At 67.0% G+C, this 11615-nt stretch carries 10 protein-coding genes; 7 read left to right on the top strand and 3 right to left on the bottom strand.

What is annotated here, in order from left to right:
* The 3 genes from MF270_RS13785 to MF270_RS13775 form a co-directional block, all read right to left on the bottom strand.
* On the bottom strand, positions 1-1305 hold the full coding sequence (locus MF270_RS13785) for a TRAP transporter large permease (RefSeq protein WP_238366478.1): 1305 nt from the start codon (positions 1303-1305) through the stop codon (positions 1-3).
* Positions 1298-1861, bottom strand: a complete 564-nt coding sequence (locus MF270_RS13780; RefSeq protein ID WP_238366477.1) for a TRAP transporter small permease — start codon at positions 1859-1861, stop codon at positions 1298-1300. Before MF270_RS13780 ends, MF270_RS13785 begins: the two co-directional genes overlap by 8 nt.
* A gap of 78 nt (positions 1862-1939) precedes the next feature.
* Complete coding sequence (locus tag MF270_RS13775; protein WP_238366476.1) at positions 1940-2974, bottom strand: TRAP transporter substrate-binding protein; 1035 nt, start codon at positions 2972-2974, stop codon at positions 1940-1942.
* Between the two features lie 654 nt (positions 2975-3628).
* On the opposite strand from MF270_RS13775, the gene MF270_RS13770 reads away from it, so the two are divergent.
* From MF270_RS13770 to MF270_RS13740, 7 genes are all read left to right on the top strand, one after another.
* Complete coding sequence (locus MF270_RS13770) at positions 3629-4774, top strand: MHYT domain-containing protein (RefSeq protein ID WP_238366475.1); 1146 nt, start codon at positions 3629-3631, stop codon at positions 4772-4774.
* Between the two features lie 112 nt (positions 4775-4886).
* On the top strand, positions 4887-5741 hold the full coding sequence (locus tag MF270_RS13765) for an FAD binding domain-containing protein (RefSeq protein ID WP_238366474.1): 855 nt from the start codon (positions 4887-4889) through the stop codon (positions 5739-5741).
* A gap of 15 nt (positions 5742-5756) precedes the next feature.
* Complete coding sequence (locus MF270_RS13760) at positions 5757-6251, top strand: (2Fe-2S)-binding protein (protein WP_238366473.1); 495 nt, start codon at positions 5757-5759, stop codon at positions 6249-6251.
* Positions 6248-8677 (top strand): aerobic carbon-monoxide dehydrogenase large subunit, encoded by a 2430-nt coding sequence (locus MF270_RS13755; protein ID WP_238366472.1) that lies wholly within the window; start codon positions 6248-6250, stop codon positions 8675-8677. Before MF270_RS13760 ends, MF270_RS13755 begins: the two co-directional genes overlap by 4 nt.
* Before the next feature lie 122 nt (positions 8678-8799).
* Entirely contained in the window at positions 8800-9660 is an 861-nt protein-coding gene (locus tag MF270_RS13750) for an AAA family ATPase (protein ID WP_238366506.1), read from the top strand.
* Complete coding sequence (locus tag MF270_RS13745) at positions 9657-10835, top strand: vWA domain-containing protein (protein WP_238366471.1); 1179 nt, start codon at positions 9657-9659, stop codon at positions 10833-10835. The genes MF270_RS13750 and MF270_RS13745 overlap by 4 nt, the downstream gene beginning before the upstream one ends.
* Before the next feature lie 2 nt (positions 10836-10837).
* Positions 10838-11614 carry an XdhC family protein gene (locus MF270_RS13740; protein ID WP_238366470.1) on the top strand — a complete coding sequence of 259 codons (777 nt, stop codon included), beginning with the start codon at positions 10838-10840 and terminating at the stop codon, positions 11612-11614.
* The last annotated feature ends 1 nt before the right edge of the window (position 11615 follow it).

Below are 11615 nucleotides of genomic sequence, written 5' to 3'. Positions count from 1 at the left end.
TCAGGGCAGAAGCGCCAAGGCGATGACCGGGAAGGCGATGACAAGGGCAAGCCGGACAAGATCGGCAAGCAGGAACGGCACGATCCCGCGATAGATCCGGCGCAGCGAGATATCCGGCGCCACCCCGTTCAGGACGAACACGTTCATTCCGATCGGCGGCGTGATCATCCCGATCTCGATCACCATCACCAGCACGATCCCCCACCAGATCGGGTCGAAGCCAAGGCCGGTCACCAGCGGGAAGACAAAGGGCGTGGTCAGGATCATCGCGGCGATGGCGTCGAACACCGCGCCGAGGAAGAGATACATCAGCATCAACAGGAAGATCACCATGTAGGGGCTGAAATTCGCTGCCTCGACCTGGGTTACGATGGCCTGCGGCGCCTGTGTGAGCGTGAGGAAATAGCTGAAGAGCGACGCGCCCACGACCATCAGAAAGATCATCGCGGTGCTCTGCGCGGTTTCGACCGCCACAAGTTCCAGCGCCCGGCGCCAGTCTGACCGCGGGTAGCGCAGCAGGAAGAAGATCAGTGTCAGGCCGACGCCGACCGACGCAGCTTCCACCACGGTGAACAGGCCGACATAGAGGCCGCCGACCACAAGGGCGATGACCACGACGGCCCGCCATGCGTCACGCATGGCACGGACCCTCTGACCCCAGCTCTGGGCCGGGACGGACGGCGCGACGGAAGGCTTGATCCAGGTGGTGATGACGATGGCCAGACAGTACAGCACGATCGCGAGCAGCCCGGGCAGGATCCCGGCAAGGAAGAGGTCGAGCACGAACTGTTCCGTCAGCACGGCGTAGATCACCATCACGATGGACGGCGGGATCAGGATGCCAAGCGTGCCGCCGCTGGCAATGGCGCCCACGGCCAGCTCGGGCGAATAGTTCCGCGCCCGCATCTCGGGCAGCGCCACCCGCCCCATGGTCGCCGCCGTCGCGACGGACGACCCGCACAGCGCCCCGAACCCGCCGCAGCCGACGACGGTGCCCATGGCCAGCCCGCCGCGCAGGTGGCCGATCCACGCGCTTGCCAGGTTGTAGATATCCCCAGATATCCCGGCCCGCGCCGCCAGCGATCCCATTAGGAGAAACAGCGGAATTGTCACGAGATCCCGGCTGACGAAGGCCGCCAGCACCTCTGGCGCGACGGTGCCCAGGGCCGCCGGCAGGCTGACCTGCATCGAGAACATGACGATCCCGGTCAAGGCCATCGAAACGCCGACAGGCACATGCAGGATGATCATGCCGATCATCACCGCAACGCCGAGGAGAAGCATCAGAACCGGTGCATCAAGCATCGGGGTGTCCTTTTCTTGCCAGTCGCCAGCAAGCGACGCACTGCACGAAGGTCGAAACGGCCATGAGAAGGGCCACCATGGCCCATGTCGGCGCGACCGGCCATTTCAGCGTCAGGGTCGAATACCCGGCGGTCCAGTCGGACAGCGCCCGCGCCCCCACTTTCCAGGTGAAAAGCGCCAGCAGAAGCGCCAGAAGCGCTTGTCCGATCAGGTCGAGCACATGCGCCGGGCGCGGTCCGACCACGGTCGCCAGAAAACGGACGACGATCATCGACCCGGTCTGAAGCGCGATCGGGAAACAGCAGGCGATCGCCACGGGATAGGTCAATTCGGCAATGTCCGATACCCAGCTTTGCGGCTGTGACAGCAGCCAGCGCATCAGGACGTCGACAATCGTCAGGACCACGTTGCCCACGAGGATCAGCACGGCGGCCAGCGCCAGGGTTCGGCCCGACGCGGGGCCTTTGACGGGCCCAAGATCCGCAAGGGCGGTCTCACCGCGAGCCTCGCGCGTGATGCGTTCAGAAGTGTCCGACACCGTCGACCTGCCTTTCATCGCCGATCCTCTGCCGGCATCCCGGCCCGAAACGGCCCCGCCACGTCGGCGGGACCGCTCCTGTAGTGCTGTCCGGGATCACTCGGCGCTTTGAACGCCGGCCCGGTAGACCTCGAGAAGCGCCTCGCGGCCATCGGTCTCGGCGACCCAGTCGTCCACCACCTTGGCCAGGGCCGCATCGACCTGCTTGGTCTCGTCTTCCGACAGGCTGACCGCCTTGTGACCCTGCGCGACATACTCCGACCGGTAGGTGTCGACGGCGTCGTCGAACGCTTTGCCGCCGGCCTCGGCATAAACGCGACCGCCGTTCGAGGTCAAAGCGTCCTTCGCGGCCTGGGGAAGCTTGTCAAAGCTTGCCTGGTTGATCGCCAGCATCAGCACCAGACGGCCGAAGTCGATCTCCAGATGGTTTTCGGCAAGCCGGTCGACGCGGAACTCGCGGATCCCGATCCAGTCCATCAGAGTGCCGTCCAGCAGGTTCCGGCTCATGCCCTCGGCGATCTCGGGGCCGGCGATATTGCCAATGACCGACCCGCCGAGTGCTGCGACGGCGGCCGACTGGATGCTGCCCGCGGCCCGGATCTTGAGGCCCGCCATGTCCGACAGCTGCGCCACGGGCGGCTGCGTGTGCAGGACGTTGTTCGCGGTGGTCACGATGCCTAGGACCTTGACGCCTTCGGGCTGCGGCAGAAGGCCCTTGTCGAAGGCTTCCCATGCTCCGACCGATGCGGCGGCCGTGGTCGGCGCCGTGTTCGGCAACTGGGTGACGTTGTAATCCTCGAAGGCGCCGGGCGTGTAGGCGGGCATGACAACTGCCATGTCCGTCGTGCCCGACTGCACCAGGCTCAGTTGTTGCGCCGGGGCGCGGCCAAGCGTGCCGCCGGGGAAGAAATCGAACTTGAGCGTGCCGTTGGACGCGGCCTCGACCTTCTCGAGATACGGCTGCACGACAGCGACGTTCAGAAATCCCTGTGCGGGAATGAAGCTGGCGACGCGCAGCGTGACGGCGTCCTGTGCGGCCGCGGAACCGACCATCAAGGCGGTGCCGACAGTCGTGGCGGCCATCAGGCGGCAGACCGCGCCTGCTCCCAGGAATTCTCTCAAAGAAATCATAGTGTCCTCCCCTCGGGTCCTTGACCCCTGTCATCCTCCCTCATTTATTGACTGATCATTACTTGGTGTGTCAATAAAAAACTTTCACGCATCCTGCGCCGCCCTTCCCGAGCGGCGGACGAGACGTCCGGGAGCATTGGGTTTGTCGATGACCCGGATCGGCCCCCTGCCGGCGAGAGCTGGCGCGAGGTGGCCGAACGACTTTTTCCGGCTTGGCCCAGGCTGACCAATCTCGTGCAGGCCAATGCGCGTTGTCTTGTCCTGCCGGTCATGTTCTCGCCAGCGCCGGACGGGTCTTGTCAGGTCGCAGCCCGCACGATCGCCGGATCGTGACGCGTCATGCCGACGGGATCCGTCGCGCGCGCCCGGGGCCCGGCGGACATGTGACATCCCGGTCCGCGCCACCGTCCGACCGAGAGCAGGAAGCATTGGCCCCGGCGGGCGGTCGACGCCAATGGCGGCGTGCTGGTCGGGAACCAGTTCGGTTCCTGCGCCGCGGTCAAAGCCGAGAACGCTCATGGGAACGACGCAGCGCGCCTGCGATTTGACCGCCCCTGAAGCACGAAAAATCCCGCAAAGGCGGCCTGCCTCGCTCGCGTGATGCGGGTATTTTCGCCGCCTGGTCCGCCCAGACCATTTGCCTTGATCCAGGCCATGCGCCATTGTGCCGCCATGGAGATCCTGCCGATCGATCACAACGCGTTTCTTGTCGCCATGGCCTGCGTCGTGGCGCTGGTGTCCGGATTCACCGCGCTGTCGCTGACCCGCAAGATGGCGGCCAAGACACTGTTCGAAAAGAAACTGTCGATCGCTCTTGCCTCGGTCGCGGCGGGGGGCGGGATCTGGGCGATGCACTTCATCGCCATGCTGGGCATGCAGTTGCCGGTGCTGTTCTACTACGACGCGGCGATCACGCTGATTTCGGCACTTGTGGCGATTCTCATCGTGGGCGTGGCGCTGATCCTGCTGCATTTCGTCGACCGGACCCCGGCGGTGATCACCCTGGCCGGCACGGTCCTGGGCGGTGGCATCCTGGCGATGCATTACATCGGCATGGCCGGGCTCGAGCTGTGCCAGGCGCTGTATACGCCGATGGGGGTGATCGGCGCCTCGGTGACGGCGCTGGGGCTGTGCATCGTGGCGATCTGGGTGGCCTATGGCCAGCGCAATGACCGCACGATCCTGATCGGCACCCTGTGCTTTGCCGGCGCGGTGACGGCCGCGCATTTCCTGGCCATGGCGGGGACGCGCTTTCGCGAGGTGCCGGGGGCGTCCGAATTCGGCCCGGCGATGAGCAACGAGACCCTGGCGCTTGGCGTGATCGCCTTCAGCTTCGTGATCTTCGGCGGCTGTCTCTGGGTCGGCGTGACCTACCTGATGCCGCAGGAGGACCACGCAGACGCGCCGGTGCCCGCGGATTTCGAACCATCCAAGCCACGCGCCACGCCGCTGCAGATCCCCTGCGAACGCGATGGCGGCAAGGTCTTTGTCGCCCCAGGCGACGTGGTCTTTGTCCGGGCCGACGGGCATTACACGCAGGTCTACACCACCTCGCAGCGGCTGTTCTGCGCCTGGCCCGTGACCGAGGCGTCAAAGCGCCTGCTGCCGCTCGGGTTCCTACAGACGCACCGCAGTTACCTGGTCAATCCTGCCCACGTCAGCCGCTTCGAGCGGGAGAAGGACAAGGGCCGTTGCGTGTTCCGGGGCGAGGGTCTGCCGAACGCGCCTGTGAGTCGCTCCAAGCTGCGGCCCATACAGGAGGCGCTGGCAGAGCAGCCCGGCGCATTTCGTGCAACCTGACGCGCATTTCGTGCAAAATAACTGGTTTTCGTTGAATTTCTGAAGCGGCCCGCCGGGCGCTCGTGCCTCATCCCCCCCAGCCAGACATGTGCTTTCGGGGAGGAAACGGCAGATGATTCCAGCGTCATTCGAGTATTACAGGCCAAAGGACATCGCGGGTGTCCTGGCTCTGCTCAGGGACCACGGCGACGATGCGCGGGTCATGGCGGGGGGCCACAGCCTGATCCCCATGATGAAGCTGCGCATGGCCGAGGTGCCGCACCTGATCGACCTTCAGGACGTCGCGGGCCTGGGCGGGATCGAGGTTGGCGAGAGCAGCATTCGCCTCGGCGCCATGGTCACGCAAACCGAGATCATCGGCCATGACGGGCTGGCCCAGGCCGCGCCGATCCTGCGCGAGGCGGCGTTGCAGATCGCCGATCCGCAGGTGCGCAACATGGGCACAGTGGGCGGCAACGTGGCCAATGGCGATCCGGGCAACGACATGCCGGGGTTGATGCAATGCCTGGATGCGGTCTTTACCCTCGTGGGGCAGGACGGCGAGCGGCAGGTTGCGGCGCGGGAGTTCTACGACGCGGCTTACATGACCGCCCGTGAGGATGACGAGGTGCTGACCGCCGTCACGATCCCGCTGCCGAAGGGCGGCCATGCTTATGAAAAACAGAAACGCAAGATCGGCGATTACGCCACCGCCGCAGCGGCGGTGCAGATCACCCGCGAGGGCGGCAGCTGTACGGCGGCCAGCATCGCCATGACCAACCTCAGCGACACGCCGGTCTTTTGCGAAGAGGCGGGCGCGGCGCTGGTCGGCACCTCGGTCGATACGGCGGCGCTGGATGCGGCCGTGGCGGCGATGCAGGCGGCGATCGACCCGAGCGAGGACAATCGCGGGCCGGTCGAGTTCAAGCGCCACGTGGCGGGGGTGATCCTGCGCCGCGCGATAGAACGCGCCTGGTCGCGGGCCTGAGGGGGAGAGGACCACATGGGAAAGAAGATGCACATCCAGATGCAGGTGAACGGCAAGGCCGAGGAATTCCTCGCCGAGCCGCGCGAGCTGCTGATCTACACGCTGCGCGAGCGGCTGAACATCACCGGGCCGCATATCGGCTGCGAGACCTCGCATTGCGGCGCCTGCACGGTGACGCTGAACGGCAAGTCGGTGAAGGCTTGCACGGTTTTCGTGGCCCAGGCCGACGGGGCCGAGATCACCACGATCGAGGGGCTTGGCACTCCGGACGCGCTGCATCCGCTGCAGACGGCGTTCAAGGAGCATCACGGGCTGCAATGCGGCTACTGCACGCCGGGCATGATCACCCGCGCCACCAAGCTGCTGGAAGAGAACCCGAACCCGACCGAGGAAGAGATCCGGTTCGGCATGGCCGGCAACATCTGCCGCTGCACCGGCTACCAGAACATCGTGAAATCCATCAAGGCCGCCGCGGCCGAGATGAATGCAGCCAAGGAGGCCGCGGAATGAAGGACGACGTCGAAAGCCGCGAAGACCGCGTCGGCAAGCTGAAGGGCCTGGGATGCTCGCGCAAGCGGGTCGAGGATGCCCGGTTCACGCAAGGCAAGGGCAATTACGTCGATGACATCAAGCTCGACGGGATGCTGTTCGGCGATTTCGTCCGCTCGCCCTATGCCCATGCGAAGGTGGTGAGCATCAACACCGAAGAGGCGCTGAAGGTGCCGGGCGTGCTGGCCGTGCTGACGGCCAAGGACCTGGAACCGCTGGGCCTGCACTGGATGCCGACGCTGGCGGGTGACAAGCAGATGGTGCTGGCCGATGGCAAGGTGCTGTTCCAGGGCCAGGAGGTCGCCTTTGTCGTCGCCGAGGACCGCTATGCCGCCGCCGATGGCATCGAGGCGGTCGAGGTCGAATACGAGGAGCTTCCGGTCCTGGTGAACCCGTTCGAGGCGCTCAAGTCCGACGTGGTGCTGCGCGAAGACACGGTGGACGAAAACGGCGCGCCCAAGGACGGCGCCCACGGTCCGCGCAAGCATCACAACCACATCTTCACCTGGGAAGCCGGGGATCGGGAGACCACCGAGCAGGTGATCGGAGAGGCGGAGGTCGTCGCGACAAGCGACATGTATTATCACCGCACGCATCCCTGTCCGCTCGAGACCTGCGGCTGCGTCGCCTCGATGGACAAGGTGAACGGCAAGCTGACGCTGTGGGGCACCTTCCAGGCGCCGCATGCGATCCGCACCGTGGTTTCGCTGATCTCGGGGATCGAGGAGCACAACATCCGCGTCATCTCGCCCGATATCGGCGGGGGGTTCGGCAACAAGGTGGGGGCCTATCCGGGTTATGTATGCTCGGTCGTCGCCTCGATCGTCACCGGCAAGCCGGTGAAGTGGATCGAGGACCGGATGGACAACCTGATGACCACCGCCTTTGCCCGCGATTACCACATGACCGGGCGGATCAGCGCCACGAAAGAGGGCAAGATCACCGGGCTGCACTGCCACGTGACGGCGGATCACGGCGGGTTCGACGCCTGCGCCGACCCGACCAAGTTCCCGGCCGGGTTCATGAATATCTGCACCGGCTCCTACGACATCCCGACGGCCTACCTCGAGGTCGAGGGCGTCTATACCAACAAGGCGCCGGGCGGGGTCAGCTACCGCTGTTCCTTCCGCGTGACCGAGGCGGTCTATTTCATCGAGCGGATGATCGAGGTTCTCGCGATCAAGCTGAACATGGACGCGGCCGAGCTGCGGCGCATCAACTTCATCCGCAAGGAGCAGTTCCCCTACAAGGCCGCGCTGGGATGGGAATACGACAGCGGCGATTACCACACCGCCTGGGACAAGGCGCTGAAGACGGTCGACTACGAGGGGCTGAGGGCCGAGCAGGCGCAGCGGGTCGAAGACTTCAAGGCCGGCAAGACGCGCAAGCTGATGGGCATCGGGCTGTCGTTCTTTACCGAGATTGTCGGCGCCGGGCCGGTCAAGAACTGCGACATCCTTGGCCTTGGCATGTTCGACAGCTGCGAGATCCGCATCCACCCCACCGGGTCGGCCATCGCGCGGCTCGGCACGATCAGCCAGGGGCAGGGCCATGCGACCACCTTCGCGCAGATCCTCGCCTCCGAGATCGGGCTGCCGGCGGACAGCATCACCATCGAGGAAGGCGATACGGATACGGCGCCGTATGGACTTGGCACCTACGGGTCGCGTTCGACCCCGGTGGCCGGGGCGGCTACGGCGCTGGCCGGGCGCAAGATCCGCGCAAAGGCGCAGATGATCGCGGCCTACCTGCTCGAGGTGCATGACGACGACGTGGAATTCGACGTCGACCGCTTTGTCGTCAAGGGCGCGCCCGAGCGGTTCAAGACCATGAAGGAGATCGCCTTTGCCGCCTATAACCAGGCCATTCCCGGGATCGAGCCGGGGCTGGAGGCGGTCAGCTACTACGACCCGCCCAACATGACCTATCCCTTCGGCGCCTATGTCTGTGTCATGGATATCGACGTCGACACCGGCGTGCCCGAGATCCGGCGCTTTTACGCGCTTGACGATTGCGGCACCCGGATCAACCCGATGATCATCGAGGGCCAGGTGCATGGCGGGCTGACCGAGGCGCTGGCCGTCGCGCTGGGGCAGGAGATCGCCTATGACGACATGGGCAACGTCAAGACCGGCACGCTGATGGACTTCTTCCTGCCGACCGCCTGGGAGGTGCCGAATTACGAGACGGACCACACGGTCACGCCCTCGCCGCATCACCCGATCGGCGCCAAGGGGGTGGGCGAGAGCCCGCATGTGGGCGGGGTGCCCTGTTTCTCGAACGCGGTGCAGGATGCCTTCCGCGCCTTCGGGAACGTGCATACCAACATGCCGCATGACCATTGGCGGATCTGGAAGACCGCGCATGAGTTGGGGCTGCACGGGTGAAACGGTTTCGGCGCGCCTGGGCGCGCCGACCGGCTGGGGGAGGCTAGCCTCCCCCAGACCTCCACCAAGGTATTTTTGAAACAATGAAGAAAGGGGGGCGTCGCGTGAGTGACTTCCGCTTGATGCAGGCCGCCCTGGCCGGGCAGGGCTATGTCGCCTCGGACGACCTGTCGATGGCGCTGCACCTTTCGGTCGCGCTGGGGCGGCCCCTGCTGCTGGAAGGGGCGGCGGGCGTCGGCAAGACCGAGGTGGCGCGGGCGCTGGCGGCGGCGCGGGAGACGCGGCTGATCCGGCTGCAATGCTACGAGGGGCTGGATGCGGCGCAGGCGATCTACGAATGGAACTACCAGCGGCAATTGCTGTCCATCCGGGCGGCGGCCGAGGATGGCGAGACCGGCCGCAGCGTCGAGGCGCGGATCTTTTCGCGCGACTTCCTGCTTGAACGGCCCTTGCTGGCCGCGATCTCGCAGGAGGTGGCGCCTGTGCTGCTGATCGACGAGATCGACCGCGCGGACGAGGAGTTCGAGGCCTACCTGCTGGAAATCCTGTCCGATTACCAGGTCACCGTGCCCGAGCTTGGTACGCTCGAAGCGGTGACGCGGCCCATCGTGGTGCTGACCTCGAACGGGACACGGGACCTGTCGGACGCGCTGCGGCGGCGCTGCCTTTACAGTTTCGTCGACTATCCCGACCGGGCGACCGAGCTGGCGATCCTGCAGGCGCGCCTGCCGGGGGTCGAGGCGCGGCTGGGCGCGCAGGTCGTCGGCTTCGTCCAGGCGCTGCGGCGCGAAGAGCTCGAGAAGGTGCCGGGCGTGGCCGAGATGCTGGACTTCGCCGCCGCGCTGATGGGGCTGGGGCTGGCGGACCTGACCCAGGACCCCGAGGTGTTGCAGGCGACGCTGGTGACGCTGTTGAAGACGCAGGAAGATCGGGCGCGTGTGACCACCGAGGTGGCGCAGCGGCTGGCGGGGAAGGCTGCATGAGCCGGGTGACCCGCTTTGCCGGGCGCGATCCGGGGCCGGCGGCGCGGATGGCCGGGTTCCTGGCCCATCTGCGCGAGAATGGCCTGCGATTGGGCGTGGCCGAGACGGGGCTCTGCCTTGAAGCGCTCGAGGCCGCCGGGGCCGTGACGCCCGAGGCCTGCCGCGGCGCGCTCAAGGCGGTCTGCACGGGCTGCAAGGACGAAGCGGAGCGGTTTGACGATCTGTTCGACGGGTTCTGGATGGACGCCGGGCGGGTGCGCCAGAAGGTCCTGCCCAAGGCACAGGTGACCGGGTCGGACGCGGTCCATTCCTCGCGCGAGGGGGGCGGAGAGGCCGCCGGGACCGGGACCATGACCGCGCCCGACGAGGGCGAGGGCGAGGCCGCCGGGGATGGCACCGGCAAGCTGATGGCCACGCAGCAGCGGACCCTGTCGCGCAAGGACCTGCGCGAGCTGGTCCAGCCGGGCGATATCGCCGAGGCCGAGGCGGTGGCGCGCAGGCTTGGCGCGGCGCTGCGCGACCGGCGCTCGCGGCGCCGGATCGCGGCGCGGCGGGGCGACCGGCTGGATTTCCGCAAGACCATCCGGCGCAGCCTGTCCTCGGGCGGGGAACCGGTCGTGCTGCTCAAACGCCGCCGCCCCGAGCGGGCGCGCAGGATCGTCGCGCTGTGCGACGTGTCGGGGTCGATGTCTGTCTATTCCCGCGTCTTCCTGGCCTTCCTCGCCGGGCTGATGCGGACCGATGCGGAGGCGGATGCCTACCTGTTCCACACCCGGCTGGTGCGGATCACCGAGGCCCTGCGCGACACCGACACGATGCGGGCGATCGGGCGCATGTCGCTGATGGCCGATGGCTTTGGCGGCGGCTCGCGGATCGGGCCCTGCCTCGACCTCTTTGTGCGCAGCTATGCCAAGCGGCTGGTCGACGGGCGCTCCGTCGTGCTGATCCTGTCGGACGGCTACGACAGCGCCCCGCCCGAGGAGCTGGCCGAAGCGCTGGCGCGGCTGAAGAAACGCGGGTGCCGGATCGTCTGGCTCAACCCGCTCAAGGGGTGGCGCGACTACGCGCCGGTGGCGGGCGGCATGGCGGCGGCGCTGCCGCACCTGGACCTGTTCGCGGCGGCGGGCACGCTGGGCGACCTGGCCGCGCTGGAAGGGGAGCTTGTGGGATTGTGAAGATGACACCAGGCATGACGGCAGACGTGGACAGCGTGGCGCGCGCGCTGCGCGACCGGGGCGAGGCCTTTGCTTTTGCCACGATCCTGCGCACGGTGGGCGCGACGGCGGCGAAACCCGGGGCCAAGGCCGTGCTGGGCGCGGATGGGGCGATCCTGCATGGCTGGCTCGGCGGCGGTTGCACGCGGGGCGCGGTCAAGGCGGCGGTGCTGCGGGCGCTGGAGGAGGGGCGGCCGCAGCTGGTCTCGGTCGCGCCCGAAGAGCTGCTGGCCGACATGGGCGTTGCGCCGGGGCAGGAGGTCGACGGGCGGCGCTATGCCCGCAACGGTTGCCCCTCCAAGGGCAGCATCGAGATCTTTGTCGAGCCCTGCCTGCCGGTGCCCGAGCTGGTGGTGCTGGGCGCCTCGCCCGTGGCGCAGGCGCTGGCCGGGCTGGCGCCGCAGTTTCACTGGCAGGTCAGCGGCGCGGTGCCCGAGGCGGCCAGTGCCCATGGCCAGCGGATTATCGTGATCGCCACTCAGGGGCAGGGCGACATGGACGCGCTGACGGCGGCGCTCGCCGAGCCCTTCGATCACGTCGCCTTTGTCGGCAGCCGCAAGAAGTTCGCGGCGCTGGCCACCCGGCTGAAAGAGGCGGGCGTCGACCCGGCCCGCATCGACGCTGTGCGTGCGCCGGCCGGGCTGGATATCGGGGCCGTGACGCCGGAAGAAATCGCGCTGTCGATCCTGGCCGAGCTGGTGCAGGTGCGCCGCGGACGCGGGCCGTCATGCGCTGGCTGAC

The sequence above is a fragment of the Mesobacterium pallidum genome (genome assembly GCF_019966535.1).
In the GTDB taxonomy this organism is placed as follows: Bacteria; Pseudomonadota; Alphaproteobacteria; order Rhodobacterales; family Rhodobacteraceae; genus Mesobacterium; species Mesobacterium pallidum.
Note: the sequence above shows the minus strand (reverse complement) of the source record. Positions and strands in the feature narration are given on the sequence as shown.

Excerpts from the sequence above, each read along its gene's own strand:
- MF270_RS13785 (WP_238366478.1), bottom strand. The coding sequence starts at position 1,305 with ATGCTTGATGCACCGGTTCTGATGCTTCTCCTCGGCGTTGCGGTGATG.
- MF270_RS13780 (WP_238366477.1), bottom strand. The coding sequence starts at position 1,861 with ATGAAAGGCAGGTCGACGGTGTCGGACACTTCTGAACGCATCACGCGC.
- MF270_RS13775 (WP_238366476.1), bottom strand. The coding sequence starts at position 2,974 with ATGATTTCTTTGAGAGAATTCCTGGGAGCAGGCGCGGTCTGCCGCCTG.
- MF270_RS13770 (WP_238366475.1), top strand. The coding sequence starts at position 3,629 with ATGCGCCATTGTGCCGCCATGGAGATCCTGCCGATCGATCACAACGCG.
- MF270_RS13765 (WP_238366474.1), top strand. The coding sequence starts at position 4,887 with ATGATTCCAGCGTCATTCGAGTATTACAGGCCAAAGGACATCGCGGGT.
- MF270_RS13760 (WP_238366473.1), top strand. The coding sequence starts at position 5,757 with ATGGGAAAGAAGATGCACATCCAGATGCAGGTGAACGGCAAGGCCGAG.
- MF270_RS13755 (WP_238366472.1), top strand. The coding sequence starts at position 6,248 with ATGAAGGACGACGTCGAAAGCCGCGAAGACCGCGTCGGCAAGCTGAAG.
- MF270_RS13750 (WP_238366506.1), top strand. The coding sequence starts at position 8,800 with ATGCAGGCCGCCCTGGCCGGGCAGGGCTATGTCGCCTCGGACGACCTG.
- MF270_RS13745 (WP_238366471.1), top strand. The coding sequence starts at position 9,657 with ATGAGCCGGGTGACCCGCTTTGCCGGGCGCGATCCGGGGCCGGCGGCG.
- MF270_RS13740 (WP_238366470.1), top strand. The coding sequence starts at position 10,838 with ATGACACCAGGCATGACGGCAGACGTGGACAGCGTGGCGCGCGCGCTG.